Consider the following 18,915-nt stretch of genomic DNA (forward strand, 5'->3'; position numbering starts at 1 on the left):
CGTGTCAAAATACGGCTGAACCGAACCTGAACTTGGGTCATTACCCGGCACGAATGAGGCAGAACCTTGACGTTGCATCTTCGCAACAGCGAAATGTCAGCAGCAGTTCATGCTGCGCTGCACGCGGCTTGGTGCAAGGACTCCAGCGACCTATATTGCGGTCCGGCGGTTCCGAGTCCAGGAGGGCACGGCATGCCGAACGGGCACTTCGCCACAATATTGCCCCAGGTGCGAACGCCGTTTAACGCATGCCGGGCCATATTTCGTCGGCGTCGCGTTTTCGAGCCGAAATTGAGGATTGACAGCAAATGAGCAAAGCCACTGCCGTGGCGTTGGTGACCGGTGGGGCGAAACGGATCGGCAAGGCGATTGTCGAGGACCTCGCCAGCCATGGTTTTGCGGTCGCCATCCATTCCAATCGCTCGCACGATGAGGCGGATGCGCTGGCCGCGAGGATCAACCGGTCGGGCGGCCGGGCCGCCGTGATCGCGGCTGATCTGACCGACATGGACGCCGTCAGCGGCCTCGTCGGCCAGGCGGAAGCAGCACTTGGCCCAATCTCGCTGCTGGTCAACAACGCTTCGCTCTTCGTCGATGATTCAGTGGAAGATTTCGACTGGCATGCCTGGGACCGCCACTTTGCCATTCATGTAAAGACCCCGGCGCTTTTGGCGCAGACCTTCGCTCGTTCCTTGCCGGAAGGGCAGGAAGGCCTGATCGTCAACATCATCGACCAGCGCGTCTGGCGGCCGACACCGCGCTATCTCTCCTATGCGCTGTCGAAATCGACGTTGTGGACCCAGACACAGATGTTGGCCCAGGCACTCGGACCCCGCATCCGCGTCAATGCGATCGGGCCGGGCCCGACGCTGAAGAACGTGCGCCAGGACGATTCGGATTTTGACGCGCAGGTCGCCGGCTTGATTCTAAGGCGCGGCCCGGAATTGCCGGAATTCGGCGCCACCATCCGCTATCTATGGGATGCGCGCTCGGTCACCGGCCAGATGATCGCGCTCGATGGTGGCCAGCATCTTGCATGGCAGACGCCCGATGTGACAGGCATGGCGGAATGAGTCCTTTGGATCACAAGAACAAGGCGCGCGGCGGCGCCGATGATCTTCCTCCCGAAATCGACCTCGAGGATGAGGCTCTGGAGGAGATCGTCGAACCGGTTGGCCCGGATGTCGCCTTCACGGCCATCGACTGGACGCAGCACGCCGGCGACGCCGAAGGCATGGTCGGCGCCGAGGTGATCCAGACGCTGGTCAAGCGGCTGCCCAATGCGCCCGGCGTTTATCGGATGATGAACGCGGCCGGCGACGTGCTCTATGTCGGCAAGGCGCGCAGCCTGAAGAAGCGCGTCACCAACTACGCGCAAGGCAGGTTCCACACCAACCGCATCGGCCGCATGGTGCGCGAGACGTCGACGATGGAGTTCGTCGTCACCCGCACCGAGATCGAGGCGCTGCTGCTCGAAGCCAATCTTATCAAGCGTTTGCGGCCGCGATTCAATGTTCTGATGCGGGACGACAAGTCGTTTCCGTATATTCTTTTGACCGGCGACCATGTCTCGCCCGGCATCTACAAGCATCGCGGCGCGCGGTCGCGCAAGGGCGATTATTTCGGGCCCTTTGCTTCGGCTGGCGCCGTCGGCCGCACCATCAATTCGCTGCAGCGCGCCTTCCTGCTCAGAAGCTGCACCAATTCCTTCTACGAGAACCGCACGCGGCCGTGCCTGCTCTACCAGATCAAGCGCTGCGCCGGTCCGTGCACCGGCGAAATCTCGCATGAGGGCTATGCCGAGTTGGTCGCTGAGGCGAAGGACTTTCTCTCGGGCCGCAGCCAGAAGGTGAAGACCGAGATTTCGGCCGCCATGCAGCAGGCTTCGCAAGACCTCGATTTCGAGCGCGCCGCCATCTATCGCGACCGGCTGGCGGCTTTGTCGCACGTGCAGAGCCATCAGGGCATCAACCCGGCGACCGTCGACGAGGCCGATGTCTTCGCCATCCACCAGGAAGGCGGCCAGGTCTGCATCCAGGTGTTCTTCTTCCGCACCGGCCAGAACTGGGGCAACCGCGCCTACTTCCCGAAGGCCGATCCGGCGCTGGAGGGATCTGAAGTCCTGGGCTCTTTCCTGGCGCAGTTCTACGACGACAAGCCGACACCGCGTGCCATTCTCCTGTCGCAGACCGTCGAGGACCAGGAACTGCTGGCCGAGGCGCTCTCGACCCGGGCCGGCCGCAAGGTGGCGATCTCGGTGCCGCAGCGCGGCGAGAAGAGGGACCTGACCGACAACGCCTTGCAGAATGCGCGTGAGGCGCTCGGCCGCCGGCTGGCCGAAACCTCGACGCAAGCACGGCTGCTTGCCGGTTTCGCCGAGACCTTTGGCCTGGCCAAACCGCCGGTGCGCATCGAAGTGTATGACAACTCGCACATCATGGGCACCAACGCCGTCGGCGCCATGGTCGTCGCGGGGCCGGAAGGCTTCGTGAAGAACCAGTACAGAAAATTCAACATACGCTCGACAGAGATCACGCCGGGCGACGATTTCGGCATGATGCGCGAAGTGATGGAGCGGCGTTTTTCGCGATTGCTCAAGGAGCATGGCGATGTTGCCCCCGACGAGACGGCCCCGGGTGATCCGGGTGAGGATATCGAAGACGATATCTCCGGAAGCTTCCCGGCCTGGCCCGATGTCATCCTGATCGACGGTGGTCAGGGCCAGATGACGGCGGTGCGCAAGATCCTTTCCGATCTCGGCATCGAGGACCGTGTCGTCGCCATCGGCATCGCCAAGGGACAGGACCGCGATGCAGGCCGCGAACGCTTTTTCGTCAAGGGCAGGGACTCGTTTTCGCTGCCCGTGCGCGATCCCGTGCTCTATTTCGTCCAGCGGCTGCGCGACGAGGTCCACCGCTTCGCCATCGGTTCGCACCGGGCCCGCCGCAAGAAGGAAATGGTCAAGAGCCCGCTCGACGAAATCGCCGGCATCGGCCCCGGCCGCAAGCGCGCGCTTCTCTTGCATTTCGGCACCGCCAAGGCGGTCAGCCGCGCCGCGGTGGAGGATCTGAGGAAGGTCGACGGCATTTCCGAACAGGTGGCGAAACTGGTCTACAATCACTTCCACGAGAGCTGAAAAAATCGCCGCTTTCAGCTGGCCAGTCGAATCTGACCTGTTGACCCCCTACATCCGCTTCTGATTTGAGTACGCAGGCAGAAAGAGTCGACCAGACATGGCCCAGCGCGCGTTCAACTTGCCTAACATGCTGACCTACGCCCGCATCATCGCGGTGCCTCTGGTCGTGCTGTGCTTTTTTCTGGAGGGCCACCTGAAATCGAGCGACTTCGCCCGCTGGTCGGCGCTGGTCATTTTCCTGCTGGCGTCGGTCACCGATTACTTCGACGGCTATTTCGCGCGCGCCTGGCAGCAGACCTCCAACATCGGCAAGATGCTCGATCCGATCGCCGACAAGCTGCTGGTCGCCACTTGCCTTTTGCTGCTTGCTGCCGACACCGATCGCCATGCCGGTATTGCCGGCTGGTCGCTGTGGGCGGCGATCATCATCCTGTGTCGCGAAATCCTGGTTTCGGGCCTGCGCGAATATCTGGCGGCGCTCAAGGTCTCGGTGCCGGTGACGCAGCTTGCCAAGTGGAAGACCACCATCCAGATGGTCGCCATCGCCTTCCTGCTGGCGGGACCTGCCGGTGACAAGATCTTCCCGCTGACCACGCAGACCGGCCTTGTGCTGCTGTGGATCGCGGCCCTCGTGACGCTCTACACGGGCTATGACTATTTCCGCGCCGGCCTCAAGCACATCATGGACGAGTGAGATGACGACCCGTCTCATCTATTTCGCCTGGGTTCGCGAACGCATCGGCATGCCGGAAGAAGATGTCGAATTGCCCGCCGGCATCGAGACGGTCGCCGACCTCTTGCGCTGGCTGCAATCGCGCGGTGAAGGTTACCAACACGCGCTGCAATACCCCGATGTGATCCGCGTCGCCATCAACCAGGAACATGTCGATCACCGCGAGAAGATTTCGGGCGCGCGCGAGATCGCACTGTTCCCGCCGATGACCGGGGGCTGACACTCATGTCGGCCGTCCTGGTGCCGATCGTGCGCATTCAGCGCCAGGATTTCGATGTTGCCGCCGAGATCGCCGCGCTGACGCAGAGCCGTGCCGACATTGGCGCGGTGGTGACCTTCTCTGGCCTGTGCCGCGACGAGCAGGGCGCGCTCTCGGCACTCGAACTCGAGCACTATCCCGGCATGGCTGAAGCCGAGATCGGCCGCATCGCAACCGAAGCCACCGAACGCTGGCCGCTGCAAGGTCTCACCGTCATCCACCGCCATGGCAAGATCGCGCCAGGGGCGAACATCGTGCTGGTGGTGGCCGCTTCGGCGCACCGCCAGGCGGCGTTCGAGGCCGCGAACTTCCTCATGGACTACCTCAAGTCTCGTGCACCCTTCTGGAAGAAGGAACATCGTACCGACGGCTCCGAGGGCGGCTGGGTAGAGGCCAAGGAAACCGACGCTGAGGCAGCCCAGCGCTGGAAGCGGCCGCCGTCCGAATAATACCGTGCAGGCGTCACGGAACGACCGCAATCCTTCTGCCAACTGGTCACCTGACTGATTTGGACAAGGGAGACGGTCATGCTGGACAGGATCGCCGAATTCTTCGTCTTCGGTTTCGTGCCTCTGGTCGTCGGTATCCTGGCCGTGCCGGAATTGTCCGCCGCCGCCGAAAAGGCGGTGAGGGGCGAGGTGATCTATCGCGAGCGTATCGCATTGCCGCCCAGCGCGGTGCTCTCCGTCGAGCTTGCCGATGTCTCGCTGGCCGACGCGCCCGCCAAAATCATCGGGCAACAGAAGATCAAGCCCGCCGGCCAGGTGCCGATCAGCTTCGAGATAAAATTCGACCCCTCTGTTATCCGGCCGCAGATGACCTACGCGCTGCAGGCCCGGATCACTGTAGACGGGAAGCTGATGTTCATCTCCGATCTACGCCATCAGCTCGATCCGCTGACCGACGCGCCGCAGACAGTCATGCTGAAGATGGTCACACCCAGCAAGGAGCCAGCGGCTTCCGTCTTTGATCAGCTCTGGGTGGTCGACTATGTCGATGGTGTTGGCGCCGTCACCGCGCCGCAGGCGACCTTCAGGGTCAGCGAGGCCGGCAAGGCTGGTGGCAGCGGCCCGTGCAACAGCTATTTTGCCACGGCTAAGGTCGAGGGCCAGGCGATCGCGATCGGCGAGATCGGTTCGACCTACAAAGCCTGCGCGCCCGACGTGATGGCCGAGGAAAAAGCCTTGTTCGATGCGTTGGCCAAGGCGGCGTCATACATTGTCGATGCCGGCAAGCTCACCATATCGGACAAGGACGGCCGCGAAATCCTGCGTTTCAGTGCCGCGAGTTGAGTTCTCACTCTGCCTGTTCGAACACGACGCCGTAGTGATAAGGCGGGACGTCAACCATTTCAGCCAGCTTGAAACCGGCCGGCTCGACGGCGATGATGGTCTGTTCCGGCGACAATCTCAACTCGGTCTTCGGCCCGCGAGGCTCACCCAGCACTACCGTTCGCTCGCGCGGCGTCCGATGCCAGTTCACAATGGCAAAACGGCCTGACGGGCCAAGCGTCGCATGGACCGCGCGGGCTAGGCGCAGCTGATCCGGAACACCATGAAAGGCGTTTGCCATGAAGATGAAATCGGCGGGGCGGGCCGCCAGGCTGGCAAGCTCATAGGCGTCGCCCGCCACGAAGTCGCAATTCGACAGGCCATTTTCAGTCAGGCGCCGGCGCGCGACTTCGAGCAGGTCGGCGTCGATATCGATGGCGGTGACATGACGCGCGATCCTGGCAATCTGCAATGTGAACCAGCCATCGCCGGAGCAGAGATCGATCACGTCCATACCCGGCTTGATCCCGGTGGCCGCAAGCACTGTCGCCGGGTCGGGCCACAGCGCCTCCCACCATCCGCTGGTCGGCATATCGGTGCCCTGGAAGAACCCTGGAATGGCGCTAGTCATGGTCGGGTCGGCTCCATCGCGACGGTGCTCCGCGCCCGGTCTATTCACGCATCTCGTATTTTTCGGGACTTTCCGGCGGCTCGCTTCATATGAGATGCCGTCGAGTTCGAGATCATGTCCTATACGAAAAAGGCCGACATTTCGCCGGCCTTTCTTGCATGTGAGATATGGGCTGTCGGCTCAGCCGACGATCTCGGTGTCCGAGAACCAGTACTTGATCTCCTGCGCGGCGGTTTCCGGCGCGTCGGAGCCGTGCACCGAGTTCTCGCCGATCGACAGCGCATGCACCTTGCGGATGGTGCCTTCGGCGGCGTTGGCCGGGTTGGTGGCGCCCATCACGTCGCGGTTCTTGGTGATGGCACTCTCGCCTTCCAGCACCTGCACGATGGTCGGGCCCGAGGACATGGATTCCACCAACTCGCCGAAGAACGGCCGCTCCTTGTGGACTGCGTAGAAACCTTCTGCCTCGCGGCGGCTCATCCACACCCGACGCGAGGCGATGACGCGCAGGCCGGCGTCTTCCAGCATCTTGGTGATGGCGCCGGTGAGGTTACGCCGCGTTGCGTCGGGCTTGATCATGGAGAAGGTGCGTTCGAGCGCCATGGGTCGTCCTTGTCTGAATTTGAATTGAGAGTGGCGGGCTCTATACAAGCCGGCCGGCCCATTGCCAAGGGGTGAGGAGCGGTCCGCGTAGCGGGCGGAAAGCCAATTGCCTGGCTTTCCGAGCGACGAACACCCGGAGCGATAGCGGGGGGCCGGAACGGTCTGTGCTCCTGTGGCTGGTCGCCGCAGGCAAGCGGATCAGGCGGCTGTAAAGCAACGGTTTGCTTGCTATAGTCACTCGGTCGGCGCCGCGCTGAAGTCGGCCCGAATGGAGACAACATGACCATGACAGACGATCGTCAGGAGCGCATTCGCAACCGTGCACATCAGATTTGGCAGGAAGAAGGGCAACCGGCAGGTCAGCATGAACGCCATTGGCACCAGGCGGCAGCCGATGTCGATCAGGAGGACGCGGGCAAGCCGTCGGCGGACAAGAAGCCAGGCAAGAAGGCATCCGGCGCCGGCAAGGCAAAAGCCGCCCCCAAGGAAGAAAAGACCGCCGCGAAAGCCAGCAAGCCGAAGGCCAGCAAGCCCAAGAAGGCGGCCAAGTAGGGCCAGCTGTTCCGCCGCTGGTTTTCGCAACAGTTGACGGCGCTCGAGCTGCCTTGCGGGCAGGCAGGTCGTTGCGCCCGTCACGCTGCCGCCGCAACCTTTCGTCCCAGCCCGCCATGCAGGTCGAGGCAGCGGGCGAACCACTGCGCCACCGCGTCGCTATCTTCGAGCAACTTGTAAGGCGATGCGATGCGCGCCCATTGCAGTGCGCCAAAGACGATATAGTCGGCAAACAGCGGCGAGGCGCCGCCGATGAATGGCTGGTAGCTCAACATGGAGCGCAGCGGCTCCAGCGCTGCCCGGAAGGTTGCCAGGCCGGCGTCGCGTGCGGCGACGACGTCCTCCAGCCGCTTGCCGAAGCGCTGCTCCCGGCTCTGGCGGAAATACGAGGCGTTCTCCTCGTCTTGCATGGCGTGAAGGTCAACGAGCGCCGCGGTGGTGACATAAGGGTGGATGGTCAATTGCGACCAGCGCTCGATGAAGCGCGCCATCGCCTTGCCGCCCTCGCCGCCAAACAGCGTCGGGCGATCCGGATAGGCTTCGTCGAGATAGAGCGCGATGGCGAAGGAATCGATGACGACCTTGTCGCCATCGCGGATGACCGGAACGGTTTTTGAGACACCGCCTTCAATGGCCGGCACGTCGAGAAAACGCGTCGGCGCGGTCGAGATATCAAGTCCCTTATGGGCCAGCGCCATCGTTGCCTTCCAGCAATGCGGACTGAACGGGCGGCTCTCGTCACGCCCGACGAGATCGTAAAGCAGAATGGTCATTGGCGTCGGCCCCTTCGCGGTCTAGGTATCCCCCGAAAACCCGAAACGGGCGCGGCGGGAGAAAAGATGAAACAGCATTTCATGATGTTTGCGGCATACAATCAATGGGCCAATGGCCGCATCTACGATGCCGCCGACGATCTCGACGATGAGGAATTCAACCGCGACGTCGGCGCCTTCTTCGGCTCGCTGATGGGCACGCTCAACCACCTGCTCGTCGCCGATCGCATCTGGATGAAGCGCTTCACCGGCGAAGGCGCCGCGCCGACGACATTGGATGCCATATTATACCGGGCCTTGCCTGTCCTGAGGACAGCGCGCGAGGCCGAGGACCGGCGGATTATCGATTGGCTCGGCGGTTTGAACGACAAGGCGCTGTCGGGCCGCTTCACCTATATGACCTTATCGGATATGCGCACCGTCTCGCAACGCCTGGCGCCCGCACTGGCTCATGTCTTCAACCACCAGACTCATCACCGCGGTCACGCGCATATGATCCTGACGGTTCTGGGCCGCCCTTCCGTACCGCTGGACCTGGCACATTTCCAGCGGACCGAGGAGGGAAGGGCCTTCGCCTGATCCAGATGGGGTCGTTTTTAAATTCGAGGGCGAGCGGTTCACGCGGACTACCGCCGCATTTTTTGCCGGAGCATCGCCTTCACATCCGGCCACTCGGTATCGATGATGCTGAAGCGGACGGAATTGCGTTTCCGGCCGTCCGGCATGATCCGTTCATTGCGAACGATTCCTTCCTGTTTTGCTCCTATTCTCAAAATGGCCGCTCTCGACGCGTCGTTGAGTTCGTCGGTGGTGAATTGCACGCGAACACAGTCCATGACCTCAAATGCCTGAACCAGGAGAAGATATTTAGCCTCGGTATTGACCCCCGATCGCTGGACCGAACTGCCGAGCCACGTGTGCCCAATCTCCAACTTTCTGTTCGCGCGATCGATTTTCCAGAACCGCGTGCTCCCGCAAATCATGCCGGTGGCGCGCAAGACGATTGCATAAGGCATGACAGTCCCGGACTGCCGTCCAGCCAAGGCGTCGGCAATATAGCCATCGATCGTGCCTGGCCCCGGAACTACGGTGGTCTTCAGGCTCCATAGCTTGCCATCCGCGGCCGCACTCAAAAGCCCCGCGGAATGCTCCGGTTGAAGGAGCCTGAGTTCAACGATATCACCGACCAAGGCCGGTTGCCTGGATTGGATATCCATTGATCGATGGTTCTCAATTTCCTGGTTGGCGGCGATAAACAAGGCTGATTTCAGACAGCCTCTAAAGCCAAGCCCGCGACTTCGTTGTCCAACTGGCGTTGGGTCATGGCCGCTTCGGCCATCACCCATTGCTTGAACAGCAGCATCTTGCGTGCGGCAAGGCTCTTGTGCGAGACGAAATACCAACCGGCCGTGTTCGGATGATGAACTGCAAAGGGAGCGACTAGCTTCTCGGCGCGGATATCGCTGGCCATATAGGCGCGGTTGGCAACGGCAAAACCCATTCCGGCGTTGGCCGCCTCGTAGGACATCATGCACGAGTCGAAATAGATGCTTTTGGTCTCGCTGAGCACAAAACTGGCACCGGCGAAACCAAGCCAGGACTGCCAGTTCTGGGTGCAGGTGTCGGAATGCAGCAACGTGAAGTATCTGAGGTCGTCCGGCGTCACCTTTGACAGCGGCCTGTCGCCGAGAACCTCATGGAACAGCTTACGGCTGCACACCGGCGTCAGATCTTCCCGAAACAGCAGGTCGGATGGCAGCCCGTTGAAATGGCCGTCGCCATAGCGGATCTCGAGATCGAAATCCGACGTCGTGAACTCATGCGTCGCGTACGAGGTCGAAACCCGCATCACGATATCGGGATGTTGCTGCTGGAACAGCGGCAGGCGCGGAAACAGCCAGCGTGCGGCAAATGTCGGCAGTACGGATATCTTCAGCACATGTTCCTGTGATTGCCCGGTCGCTTCCATGCTGGCGGCGACGATCCGCTCCAGCGCCTCGCGAACACGCGAGACATAGGTCTCGCCCTCCGGTGTCAGCGACACCGCATTGCCGCCGCGCTGGAAAATCTTGAAGCGCAGCTGGTCCTCCAGGCTCTTGACGCGCTGGCTGACCGCCGAAGCGGTGATGAACTGCTCTTCGCCGGCACGCGTAAAATTGCCATGCCTCGCAGCACTCTCCACGATTTTCAGCGAATTGAGGTTGACCTGACTGAGCAGACGCACGGTTTCGACCTTAAGCTTGGCTTACGGTAGCACTAGCATTCCTAATTTTACAGGGGGTGCTAATTTAATTGACTGTTAACCAAGTGTTTGCCCCCCACTTGGAGAAGTACAATGAACGCACATACGATACCCGAACTGCGCTATGCGATGAGCCGCGAGGCCATCATCGGCCACGAAACCGCCTGGAAAGTGTCGAGCTTCGGCGTTGCGCAGTATCTGCATGGCTATGATCCGGCACTGCTTGCCGCGATCGAGGAGGCCGCCCTGAAGCTCAAGGCCAGCCATGCCGTGCACAAGCACCTCGATCTGACCTTTATCACCGGCGCCGACCGTTTCATCCCCGAAATCAAGGAGTTGCTGAACGACAAGTTGCGCCTGGAGCGGCTGTCCGACATGATGGGCACGAAGCTCGAGCCCTATCCGCTGTCGATCGTCGGCTCGACCGTTACCTTCATGAATCCCAGGGATGGCGCCGTCGAATGGCATTGCGACGGCGTTCCTGTGACCGAGCTCATTCCACTGTCGATCAGCGATCCGCTGGTCGGCGGCCATCTCGAAATCTATTGCCACGATTCCGAGACCGGCCGCGCCATTCTCGAATCCGGCCGTGAGATTCCGCGCAACCGCATCATGCGCATCGATCACAAGATGAACTACGCGACCCTCGGGCAGTTCCTGGGCGTCCTGCACCGCACGGCGCCGATTCAGTTCGGCGAGCGCGTCACGCTGGTGCTCAACCAGCGCTCCGTGGCCAAGCCCTATGTCGACGATAACCGGATGTTCTATCTTGCCGCCGACAACGATCACGACCGCGAGTGGGTCAAAGAGCTGGCCGAAGATGTATGGACCAACCAGCTGCCGGCCTATCGCCGGTTCGAAGCGGAGCATCCGACGCCGGCCGCCGCCGAAGCGGCGGTTCCGGGGGGAGCCAGAGAATCATGGTAGCGATCCATGATCCCGAAAAGTGGGAACCGGTTTTCGGCCAGGATCATGGCCGAACGCGGAGATAGGGATCCATGCCGATTCCTTCGGCATGGATCAGGCTCGATATCCGCGCTGGTCTTCGCAACCGGCGCGGTGGCGCTGTGGTCGACAAATGCGCTGGTTGGCAAATCCCTGCTGGCCAGTCACCCGGTGTCGCAGGTGCAGTTCCTGCAGTTTGTAGGGGCTGCCCTGGTCTTCGCGATCATCCGGTCGATGAGCCGCGAGAAAGCCGCAGCGGTCACGGCGGGCACCGCGCTAGTATCGCTCGCGGTCGGCTTCATCGGTCTCGTCGGCACCATGGTGCTGCAATATATCGCCTTTGCCTCGATGCCGGTGATTGAAGCCAATCTCGTGGCCTACACTTGGCCCTTGATGGTTGCCGCGGCAGTGATCGCCTTCGAAAATCCCCGGCGTCCGGCTTTGCTGGGCCTTGCCGCGGCCCTTGGGTTCGTCGGTGTCGTGCTGGTGATTTCGGGTGGACGTGACCGCACCTGGTTCCAGGGTGATCTCGCCGGCTATTTGGCCGCATTCGGGTCTGCGCTGTGCATGGCTTTCTATTCGGTGATGGTGGGACGGCTCGCCACGTCGCCGGACCGCCTGTTGCTGCCGTCGTCGCTGGTTGGCGTCGCCTTGACGCTTATTTGGTCCGCTCGCGAAGGCGTCGCCTGGCCCACCGGGGTGGATCTGGCCCTCGGGCTCTATCTCGGCGTCGGCCCGATGGGGCTGGGTTATTACTTCTGGTCGCGCGCCTTGAAGCTCGGGGGCAGCGGCAAGGTGGCTGTCGTTGCCTATCTCACGCCGATCGCATCGACGCTGCTGTTGACCTTGTCCGGCGAACGGCTGACGACGACCGCCATCGCCGGAGCCGTCCTCGTGATTGGCAGTTGTGTCGCGGTCGGCCTGGAGCGTTCGGAGGCGCAAGACTATGTTTGACGACAATGAACGTCTCGCCAGGCAGGAAGCGCATTGGCTCATCAAGGAATTCGGCGCCGAGGCACCGCTTTACGCCGCGATGAAAGCCGAAAAGGCGATTGAACAGAAGGATTTTGGGCGTTGCGCCCGCTGGAAGCGTATTCTTGAGATATTGGCGGATGGTCGGACAACCAAATCTGCCGCTTCCAAGTATTAGATTTTCTAATTTGCGCGACGTCGATTTCCCATAAAAATAGTTGATGCCAAGTCTTGATTCGTGTCGGGACTTGGCGGTCCGTTGGGGGACGCGGTTAAAGAGATACATCGACAAAAGTCTTCACTGGGGTAGATGACTTTGTCACAAATAAGGTGAAAGAATTGTCAAATATCGAGGATAAGATCGTTATCGAGCTAACCGCCGATATTGTCTCGGCTTATGTAGGCAACAATCCGCTTCCGGCTTCCGGCCTGCCTGACCTGATTGCCAGCGTCAGCGCCTCGGTCCGCAAGCTGGCTGGTGCGACCGTCGTGGAAAGCCCGAGCCTGGTTCCGGCCGTAAATCCGAAAAAGTCGGTGTTTCCCGACTACATCATCTGCCTGGAGGACGGGAAGAAGTTCAAGTCGCTCAAGCGACACCTCAGGACAGACTACGGTTTGAGCCCGGACGACTATCGCGCCAAATGGGGCTTGCCGCCGGACTATCCGATGGTCGCGCCGAATTACTCGGCGACCCGGTCGGCGCTGGCGAAATCGACGGGACTTGGCCGCAAGCCGGCCGCTGCGCCGGCGGTCGTGGCCAAGGCGACAAAGCGTGGCAAGGCCACTGCCTGAGGCCTTGCTGGCCGGTATGGCAGGCCACTGATCGGCTGCTCTGAACGGCGCATTGTGTGCGCCGTTTCCAGGCCTTGTGCGGCCAACTGGCCCGCAAGGTCTTGCGAAGCGTTGATGTCCAGTGCAAAAGCGCGGCCATGCTTATCATCAATGACCTTTCACTCCGCATGGCGGGGCGCTTGCTTCTCGACCACGCCTCGCTCACCTTGCCGGCCGGCACCAAGGCCGGCCTTGTCGGCCGCAACGGCACCGGCAAGTCGACCCTGTTCAAGGCAATAACAGGCGATTTTCCGTCCGAGACCGGCTCGATCAGCCTGCCGAAAAACACACGCATCGGTCAGGTGGCGCAGGAAGCACCGGGAACCGAGGACCCGTTGATCGAGATCGTGCTCAAGGCCGACCTTGAGCGCTCCGCGCTGCTCGAAGAAGAAAAGACGGCAACCGATCCGCACCGCATCGCCCACATTCACATGCGGTTGGCCGACATCGACGCCCATTCGGCCGAGTCGCGCGCGGCCACCATCCTCGCCGGCCTCGGCTTCGACGACGCCGCGCAACGCCGTCCGGCCTCGTCCTTCTCCGGGGGCTGGCGCATGCGCGTTGCGTTGGCCGCCGTGCTGTTTTCAGAGCCGGATCTCCTGCTGCTCGACGAGCCGACCAACTATCTCGACCTCGAAGGCACGCTCTGGCTGGAAAACTACGTTTCAAAGTATCCGCACACGGTGCTGCTGATTTCGCACGACCGCGATCTGCTCAACCGTGCGGTCAATTCGATCGTTCACCTAGACCAGAAGAAGCTGACGTTCTGGCGCGGCGGCTACGACCAGTTCGAGCGCCAGTACACCGAGCAGAAGGAACTGCAGGAAAAGGGCCGCGTCAAGCAGGAAGCCGCCCGCAAGCACATGGAATCCTTCGTCGAGCGGTTTCGCGCCAAGGCCTCCAAGGCAAGACAGGCACAGTCGCGCATCAAGGCGTTGGAAAAGATGAAGCCGATCTCGGCAATCGTCAACGACACGGTACGGCCGTTCTCTTTCCCCGAACCTGTGAAGACGGTGGCCTCGCCGATCGTGGCGCTGAACAACGTCAATGTCGGCTATACCGAGGGCCAGCCGATCCTGAAGAAGATGACGCTGCGCATCGACGCCGACGACCGCATCGCGCTGCTCGGCGCCAATGGCAACGGCAAGTCGACCTTCGCCAAACTGCTGTCGGGCCGTCTGAAGCAGGAGACCGGCACCATGACGGTGGCGCCCGGTTTGAAGGTAGCGATCTTCGCCCAGCACCAGCTCGACGACCTTCGCCCTGAGGAAAATGCCTATGAGCATGTCCGCCGGCTGATGCCGGAGGCGCCGGAATCCAAGGTGCGCGGCCGCGTCGCCCAGTTCGGTCTCACGACCGAGAAGATGAATACGCCCGCCAAGGATCTGTCCGGTGGCGAGAAGGCACGGCTTTTGATGGGCCTGTCCGCCTTCGAGGGGCCGAACCTGTTCATCCTCGACGAGCCGACCAACCACCTCGACATCGACAGCCGCGAATCGCTGATCCATGCGCTGAACGAATTTCCCGGCGCCGTTATCCTGATCTCGCACGACCGCCATTTGCTCGAGGCGACAGCCGACCGGCTGTGGCTGGTCAAGGACGGTGCGGTCAATCCCTATGACGGCGACCTCGAGGACTACAAGACACTGGTCACCGGCGTGTCCGGCGACCGTCGCGGCAAGCGCGAGGCCGACAAGGCGTCAAAGGCTGACCGCCGCCGCGATGCGGCCGCGCGCCGTGCCGCGTTCGAACCATTGGCCAAGGAGATCCGCGCCACTGAGGCGCTGATGGACCGCATCCGCAAGCGCATCGACGGCATCGAGGACGAACTATCCAACCCGGCGGTCTACGAGAAGGATCCGTCGACGGCGACAAGGTTGGCCAAGGAACGCTCGCAGCTTGCGCAGACGCTTGCCGGCCACGAGGAAAAATGGCTGACCATGTCCGCGGAGTATGAGGAAGGCACGGCGGAGTAGGGACGAGCGCTTCTTCCTTCTCCCACAACAAGGGGAGAAGGGATGGCGCCATCTGGCCCTACACGTGACCATCATAAACGGCTAGTTTGCCCCCATGAACCAGCACGCGAACCTCCGCATCGGCCATTCTGCCTGTCCGCATGATTGCCCGTCGACCTGCGCGCTCGAGGTCGAACTGCTCGACGGCAACCGCATCGGCCGCGTCCATGGCGCCAAGGCCAACAGCTACACATCGGGCGTCGTCTGCGCCAAGGTCGCCCGCTATGCCGACCGTGTCCACCATCCCGATCGTTTGCTGAAGCCGCTGGTGCGCAAGGGCGGCAAGGGTGACGGCGTCTGGAAAGAAGCCAGCTGGGAGGCCGCCCTCGACCTCGTCGCTGAAAAGTTCGTTGCCGCCGAGGAGAAGTATGGCTCGGAGACGGTCTGGCCTTATTACTATGCCGGCACGATGGGGCTGGTGCAGCGCGACGGCATCGACCGGCTGCGCCACGCCAAGAAATATTCAGGCTTCTTCGGGTCGATCTGCACCAATCTCGCCTGGACCGGCTGGATGATGGGGGCGGGCGCCTTGCGCGGTCCCGATCCGCGCGAGATGGCCAAGTCCGACTGCGTCGTGATCTGGGGCACCAATGCCGTGGTCACGCAGGTCAATGTGATGACCCATGCAATCAAGGCGCGCAAGGAGCGCGGCGCGAAAATCGTCGTCATCGACGTCTATGAAAACGCCACCATGAAACAGGCCGACATGGGCTTGGTGCTGAAGCCGGGCACCGACGGTGCGCTGGCCTGCGCCGTGATGCATGTGCTGTTTCGCGAGGGCATGGCCGATCGCGCCTATCTCGAAAAATACACTGACGACCCCAAGGGACTGGAAGCGCATCTGAAGACGCGCACGCCGGAATGGGCCTCTCTCATCACTGGCCTTGGCGTTGCCGAGATCGAGGCCTTCGCGCGATTGGTCGGCACGACCAAGAAGACCTATTTCCGCCTCGGCTATGGCTTTGCGCGGCAGCGCAACGGCGCCGTCAACATGCATGCGGCGTCCTGCATCGCCGCGGTCACCGGCGCCTGGCAATATGAGGGCGGCGGCGCCTTTCATTCCAATTCCGGCATCTTCAAGCTCAACCAGGATGTGCTGGAAGGCACAAGGATGCGCGATCCCTCGATCCGCTATCTCGACCATTCGCGCATCGGCCCGGTGCTGACCGGCGCCAGCGACGCGCTCTATGGCGGACCGCCGGTGACCGCGATGCTGATCCAGAACACCAATCCGGTGAATGTCGCGCCCGAGCAGCGGCTGGTGAAGCAGGGCTTTCTGCGCGACGATTTGTTCGCCTGCGTGCACGAGCAGTTCATGACCGACACGGCCAAGCTCGCCGATGTCGTACTGCCGGCGACGATGTTCGTCGAGCATGACGACATATACAAGGGCGGCGGCAACCAGCACATCACGCTCGGCCCCAAGCTGATCGAGCCGCCGGAAGGGCCGCGCACCAACCATTTCGTCATCGAGCAACTGGCTGGGCGCCTTGGTGTCGCCGATCGTCCGGGCTTCGGCCTCACCGAGCAGCAGCATATCGACATCATTCTGGGCAAGCGCGGGCTGGGCAGCTTCGACTCCTTGAAGGAAGAGAAGTGGATCGACCTCCAGCCGGATTTCGACACGGCGCATTTTATCCGGGGCTTTGGCCATGCGGACGGCAAATTCCGTTTCCGCGCCGACTGGACGGGCCAGCCGGCTCCCAACCGGCCGCCGAAGAGCATGGGCCTGTTCGGCCCGGTGGCCCGATTGCCTGAATTTCCCGATCATGTCGACCTGATCGAGGTGGCCGACGAAGCCCATCCGTTCCGACTGACGACCTCGCCGGCGCGCAACTTCCTCAACTCGACCTTTTCCGAGACACCGGTGTCGAAGGCCAAGGAGGGCCGCCCGGAGCTCCTGCTGCATCCTGACGATGCGGCGGCTCTCGATCTTGCAGACGGCGACCGTGTCGAAATCGGCAACATGCGCGGCGAGGTGGTGCTGCATGTCAAGCTGTTTGATGGCATCAAGCGTGGCGTCGTGATCGCCGAAGGCATCTGGCCCAACAGCGCGCATGAGCGCGGCGAGGGCATCAATGTGCTGACCGGCGCCGACGCCCCCGCACCCTATGGCGGCGCTGCCTTCCACGACAACAAAGTGTGGCTGCGCCGGGCGGGTGAGCTGGCGGCCTAGCGTCGTCGGTCTTCGGCATGATGCTCAGGACATCGCCCGCTGCGGATTGAGAGCGCGGCCCAACTTCATACCGGCAGGGTTTCGACCGCCTTTTTCCTGTTTTGCCGCTGACGGATGTCGTTTGCGACCGCCTGGGCTTCGATGCCGATTTCGCGCAGCAACCCGGTGACCGCGTTGTGAAAGCCGACCAGGTAGAGGCCGAGATCCGAGGCGCGCGCATTGACGCCGCTGGGACCCGGCTCGATGGCGGGTTCGAGGAACCTGGCATAGCCAGGCCGGTAGCCGGTGGCGAAGAGGATGGTGTCGAATTCGCCGTGCCTGCCGTCCGCAAAACGGGCGCCGCGTTCCGAAATCTCGGCGATGTCGGGCGCCACCTTGATCGCGCCTTCGCGGATCTTGCCGATGGTACCGACATCGATCACCGGAATGCGCGACGAAAGGGCGATCTGCTGCAGCAATCCGTGCTTCGGCCGTCTGAGCCCAAATTTCTCCAGCCTGCCCAGCACCAGATCGAGGATGATGGGGAACTGGGCGTCATTGATGCGCTGCGGCCCGAGCCGTGTCGCCATGCCGACCATCTGGATCGGCACGCCGAACAATTCGCGCGGCACGATGTGAACGCCGTCGCGCACCGAGATCGTCGGTCGGGCACCGCCTTCAGCCAGATCGAGCGCGATCTCCGCACCGGTGTTGCCCATGCCGATGATCAGCACCGATTGACCGGCAAAAGGCGTGGCGTTGCGATAGTCGGCGCTGTGCAGCGTCTTGCCCTTGAAGGCTTCGAGGCCGGCGAATCTGGGCAGCAAGGGCTCTGCATTGTAGCCGGACGCGATCACCACATGCGAAGCGCGTAAGGGACCGGACGTCGATTCCACCCGCCAGCCGCGGCCCTCCCGGGCGATCGTCCGCACCGTTTCGCCGAAGCGGGGCTCGAGGTCGAAACGTTTTGCGTAAGTGTCGAGATACTCGACCACGAGATGGCGCGGCACATAGCGTGGATAATCCCTGGGGAACGGGACGAAGGGCAGCGACGAGTAGCGCTTGGTCGTATGCAGATGCACGCGCTCGTAGTGGCGCCGCCAGGCTGGCGCGGCCTGCTGCTCCTTTTCGAGCATGACGAAATCCAGCCCGGCTTGCCGCAGGCAGGCCGCAACCGCCAGGCCCGCCGGCCCCGCACCGATGATCGCAACCGTGGTGCTGTCCCGCAACCGCGCCTCCGCCGCCATTTGCCGGCGCACCATGTCAGAAACCCGGCAGTGGCGCCACCGATCATCCAGGCAGCGGCACGGTCAATCCGACCTTCACACGGTCCATGGCGACGAAGGTGCGGAACTTCCGCACATTGTTGCTGCCGAAGAACAGTTTTCGCGTCAGCGCCTCGTAGGCGCCCATGTCAGCCACCGTGATGACGAGGATAAAGTCGGCCTCGCCGGTGACATAATAGCATTGCTGCACCTGCGGCTCTGCCGAGAATTGTCGCTTGGCCGCATCGATCAGTTCGGTGCGTTCGCTCTCCAGCTCGACCTCGACGAAAATAGTGATGGGCTGGCCGACGGCCGCAGGGTCGATGTTTGCGACATTGCCGGCAATGACGCCGGTCTGCTCCATGCGCTTGATGCGGCGCTGCACGGCCGGGGCCGACAGGTTCACCGCTTCGCCGATCAGGCGCTGCGGCGTCGTGTTGTCCCGCTGCAGGATGGCAAGGATGGCGAGATCGAAACTGTCGAGTGAAGGGGGCGGCTGAGGCACTGGCGTATCCTGACGAAACAAACTTGC

General features: G+C 62.2%; 21 protein-coding genes. 14 read left to right on the top strand and 7 right to left on the bottom strand.

The window, feature by feature from the left end:
- Positions 1 to 308 precede the first annotated feature (308 nt).
- The 6 genes from C7I87_RS22250 (at position 309) to C7I87_RS22275 (ending at position 5,420) form a co-directional block, all read left to right on the top strand.
- Positions 309 to 1,073: an SDR family oxidoreductase gene (locus C7I87_RS22250; RefSeq protein WP_149906234.1), complete on the top strand. Its 765-nt coding sequence runs from the start codon at positions 309 to 311 to the stop codon at positions 1,071 to 1,073.
- Positions 1,070 to 3,136, top strand: a complete 2,067-nt coding sequence (gene uvrC / locus C7I87_RS22255; RefSeq protein ID WP_149906235.1) for an excinuclease ABC subunit UvrC — start codon at positions 1,070 to 1,072, stop codon at positions 3,134 to 3,136. Before C7I87_RS22250 ends, uvrC begins: the two co-directional genes overlap by 4 nt.
- Positions 3,137 to 3,233: 97 nt before the next feature.
- A complete protein-coding gene (pgsA, locus tag C7I87_RS22260; RefSeq protein ID WP_010915213.1) occupies positions 3,234 to 3,830 on the top strand; it encodes a CDP-diacylglycerol--glycerol-3-phosphate 3-phosphatidyltransferase in 597 nt (198 codons plus the stop codon).
- 1 nt (position 3,831) lies between these two features.
- Complete coding sequence (gene moaD / locus C7I87_RS22265) at positions 3,832 to 4,089, top strand: molybdopterin converting factor subunit 1 (protein ID WP_149906236.1); 258 nt, start codon at positions 3,832 to 3,834, stop codon at positions 4,087 to 4,089.
- 5 nt (positions 4,090 to 4,094) lie between these two features.
- A complete protein-coding gene (locus C7I87_RS22270) occupies positions 4,095 to 4,577 on the top strand; it encodes a molybdenum cofactor biosynthesis protein MoaE (protein WP_149906237.1) in 483 nt (160 codons plus the stop codon).
- A 78-nt stretch (positions 4,578 to 4,655) separates the two neighbouring features.
- On the top strand, positions 4,656 to 5,420 hold the full coding sequence (locus C7I87_RS22275; RefSeq protein ID WP_149906238.1) for a YbaY family lipoprotein: 765 nt from the start codon (positions 4,656 to 4,658) through the stop codon (positions 5,418 to 5,420).
- A 4-nt stretch (positions 5,421 to 5,424) separates the two neighbouring features.
- Here the strand turns inward: C7I87_RS22275 and C7I87_RS22280 are convergent, their stop codons facing one another.
- Positions 5,425 to 6,030 carry a class I SAM-dependent methyltransferase gene (locus C7I87_RS22280; RefSeq protein ID WP_149906239.1) on the bottom strand — a complete coding sequence of 202 codons (606 nt, stop codon included), beginning with the start codon at positions 6,028 to 6,030 and terminating at the stop codon, positions 5,425 to 5,427.
- A 180-nt stretch (positions 6,031 to 6,210) separates the two neighbouring features.
- Positions 6,211 to 6,633, bottom strand: coding sequence for a nucleoside-diphosphate kinase (ndk, locus tag C7I87_RS22285; RefSeq protein ID WP_127279526.1), 423 nt, complete (start codon positions 6,631 to 6,633; stop codon positions 6,211 to 6,213).
- 279 nt (positions 6,634 to 6,912) lie between these two features.
- Between ndk and C7I87_RS22290 the strand changes: the two genes are divergently transcribed.
- On the top strand, positions 6,913 to 7,185 hold the full coding sequence (locus C7I87_RS22290; RefSeq protein ID WP_149906240.1) for a DUF2934 domain-containing protein: 273 nt from the start codon (positions 6,913 to 6,915) through the stop codon (positions 7,183 to 7,185).
- Between the two features lie 80 nt (positions 7,186 to 7,265).
- On the opposite strand, the gene C7I87_RS22295 is transcribed toward C7I87_RS22290, so the two are convergent.
- A complete protein-coding gene (locus tag C7I87_RS22295) occupies positions 7,266 to 7,958 on the bottom strand; it encodes a glutathione S-transferase family protein (RefSeq protein ID WP_149906241.1) in 693 nt (230 codons plus the stop codon).
- 66 nt (positions 7,959 to 8,024) lie between these two features.
- Here C7I87_RS22295 and C7I87_RS22300 point away from each other — a divergent pair, with 66 nt between their 5' ends.
- Positions 8,025 to 8,537 (top strand): DinB family protein, encoded by a 513-nt coding sequence (locus C7I87_RS22300; protein WP_149906242.1) that lies wholly within the window; start codon positions 8,025 to 8,027, stop codon positions 8,535 to 8,537.
- A gap of 47 nt (positions 8,538 to 8,584) precedes the next feature.
- On the opposite strand, the gene C7I87_RS22305 is transcribed toward C7I87_RS22300, so the two are convergent.
- Both C7I87_RS22305 and C7I87_RS22310 read right to left on the bottom strand, forming a co-directional pair.
- Positions 8,585 to 9,217: a GNAT family N-acetyltransferase gene (locus tag C7I87_RS22305; RefSeq protein WP_246696349.1), complete on the bottom strand. Its 633-nt coding sequence runs from the start codon at positions 9,215 to 9,217 to the stop codon at positions 8,585 to 8,587.
- 8 nt (positions 9,218 to 9,225) lie between these two features.
- Positions 9,226 to 10,182, bottom strand: a complete 957-nt coding sequence (locus C7I87_RS22310; RefSeq protein WP_149906243.1) for a LysR substrate-binding domain-containing protein — start codon at positions 10,180 to 10,182, stop codon at positions 9,226 to 9,228.
- A 111-nt stretch (positions 10,183 to 10,293) separates the two neighbouring features.
- On the opposite strand from C7I87_RS22310, the gene C7I87_RS35320 reads away from it, so the two are divergent.
- The 6 genes from C7I87_RS35320 to C7I87_RS22345 all read left to right on the top strand — a co-directional run bounded on the left by C7I87_RS35320 (position 10,294) and on the right by C7I87_RS22345 (position 17,139).
- A complete protein-coding gene (locus tag C7I87_RS35320; protein WP_188393939.1) occupies positions 10,294 to 11,127 on the top strand; it encodes a hypothetical protein in 834 nt (277 codons plus the stop codon).
- A gap of 45 nt (positions 11,128 to 11,172) precedes the next feature.
- Positions 11,173 to 12,099 (top strand): DMT family transporter, encoded by a 927-nt coding sequence (locus C7I87_RS22325; RefSeq protein WP_149906244.1) that lies wholly within the window; start codon positions 11,173 to 11,175, stop codon positions 12,097 to 12,099.
- Positions 12,092 to 12,295 carry a hypothetical protein gene (locus C7I87_RS22330; protein WP_095202476.1) on the top strand — a complete coding sequence of 68 codons (204 nt, stop codon included), beginning with the start codon at positions 12,092 to 12,094 and terminating at the stop codon, positions 12,293 to 12,295. The genes C7I87_RS22325 and C7I87_RS22330 overlap by 8 nt, the downstream gene beginning before the upstream one ends.
- Before the next feature lie 161 nt (positions 12,296 to 12,456).
- The gene (locus C7I87_RS22335; protein ID WP_149906245.1) at positions 12,457 to 12,909 is read left to right on the top strand and encodes a Ros/MucR family transcriptional regulator; all 453 of its coding nucleotides are present in this window, start codon (positions 12,457 to 12,459) and stop codon (positions 12,907 to 12,909) included.
- A gap of 137 nt (positions 12,910 to 13,046) precedes the next feature.
- Positions 13,047 to 14,924, top strand: coding sequence for an ABC-F family ATP-binding cassette domain-containing protein (locus C7I87_RS22340; RefSeq protein WP_149906246.1), 1,878 nt, complete (start codon positions 13,047 to 13,049; stop codon positions 14,922 to 14,924).
- A gap of 94 nt (positions 14,925 to 15,018) precedes the next feature.
- Positions 15,019 to 17,139 carry a molybdopterin oxidoreductase family protein gene (locus C7I87_RS22345; protein WP_149906247.1) on the top strand — a complete coding sequence of 707 codons (2,121 nt, stop codon included), beginning with the start codon at positions 15,019 to 15,021 and terminating at the stop codon, positions 17,137 to 17,139.
- A 65-nt stretch (positions 17,140 to 17,204) separates the two neighbouring features.
- Here the strand turns inward: C7I87_RS22345 and C7I87_RS22350 are convergent, their stop codons facing one another.
- Both C7I87_RS22350 and C7I87_RS22355 read right to left on the bottom strand, forming a co-directional pair.
- Positions 17,205 to 18,380: a flavin-containing monooxygenase gene (locus C7I87_RS22350; protein ID WP_246696350.1), complete on the bottom strand. Its 1,176-nt coding sequence runs from the start codon at positions 18,378 to 18,380 to the stop codon at positions 17,205 to 17,207.
- Between the two features lie 28 nt (positions 18,381 to 18,408).
- The gene (locus C7I87_RS22355; protein ID WP_149906248.1) at positions 18,409 to 18,888 is read right to left on the bottom strand and encodes an Lrp/AsnC family transcriptional regulator; all 480 of its coding nucleotides are present in this window, start codon (positions 18,886 to 18,888) and stop codon (positions 18,409 to 18,411) included.
- Positions 18,889 to 18,915: the final 27 nt, after the last annotated feature.

This window comes from Mesorhizobium sp. SARCC-RB16n, from assembly GCF_008520305.1.
GTDB lineage: Bacteria > Pseudomonadota > Alphaproteobacteria > Rhizobiales > Rhizobiaceae > Mesorhizobium.

Excerpts from the sequence above, each read along its gene's own strand:
- C7I87_RS22350 (WP_246696350.1), bottom strand. The coding sequence starts at position 18,380 with ATGGTGCGCCGGCAAATGGCGGCGGAGGCGCGGTTGCGGGACAGCACC.
- C7I87_RS22300 (WP_149906242.1), top strand. The coding sequence starts at position 8,025 with ATGAAACAGCATTTCATGATGTTTGCGGCATACAATCAATGGGCCAAT.
- moaD (WP_149906236.1), top strand. The coding sequence starts at position 3,832 with ATGACGACCCGTCTCATCTATTTCGCCTGGGTTCGCGAACGCATCGGC.
- C7I87_RS22280 (WP_149906239.1), bottom strand. The coding sequence starts at position 6,030 with ATGACTAGCGCCATTCCAGGGTTCTTCCAGGGCACCGATATGCCGACC.
- C7I87_RS22295 (WP_149906241.1), bottom strand. The coding sequence starts at position 7,958 with ATGACCATTCTGCTTTACGATCTCGTCGGGCGTGACGAGAGCCGCCCG.
- C7I87_RS22325 (WP_149906244.1), top strand. The coding sequence starts at position 11,173 with ATGGCCGAACGCGGAGATAGGGATCCATGCCGATTCCTTCGGCATGGA.
- C7I87_RS22275 (WP_149906238.1), top strand. The coding sequence starts at position 4,656 with ATGCTGGACAGGATCGCCGAATTCTTCGTCTTCGGTTTCGTGCCTCTG.
- C7I87_RS22290 (WP_149906240.1), top strand. The coding sequence starts at position 6,913 with ATGACCATGACAGACGATCGTCAGGAGCGCATTCGCAACCGTGCACAT.
- C7I87_RS22345 (WP_149906247.1), top strand. The coding sequence starts at position 15,019 with ATGAACCAGCACGCGAACCTCCGCATCGGCCATTCTGCCTGTCCGCAT.
- C7I87_RS22340 (WP_149906246.1), top strand. The coding sequence starts at position 13,047 with ATGCTTATCATCAATGACCTTTCACTCCGCATGGCGGGGCGCTTGCTT.
- ndk (WP_127279526.1), bottom strand. The coding sequence starts at position 6,633 with ATGGCGCTCGAACGCACCTTCTCCATGATCAAGCCCGACGCAACGCGG.
- C7I87_RS22330 (WP_095202476.1), top strand. The coding sequence starts at position 12,092 with ATGTTTGACGACAATGAACGTCTCGCCAGGCAGGAAGCGCATTGGCTC.
- C7I87_RS22250 (WP_149906234.1), top strand. The coding sequence starts at position 309 with ATGAGCAAAGCCACTGCCGTGGCGTTGGTGACCGGTGGGGCGAAACGG.
- pgsA (WP_010915213.1), top strand. The coding sequence starts at position 3,234 with ATGGCCCAGCGCGCGTTCAACTTGCCTAACATGCTGACCTACGCCCGC.
- C7I87_RS22270 (WP_149906237.1), top strand. The coding sequence starts at position 4,095 with ATGTCGGCCGTCCTGGTGCCGATCGTGCGCATTCAGCGCCAGGATTTC.
- C7I87_RS35320 (WP_188393939.1), top strand. The coding sequence starts at position 10,294 with ATGAACGCACATACGATACCCGAACTGCGCTATGCGATGAGCCGCGAG.
- uvrC (WP_149906235.1), top strand. The coding sequence starts at position 1,070 with ATGAGTCCTTTGGATCACAAGAACAAGGCGCGCGGCGGCGCCGATGAT.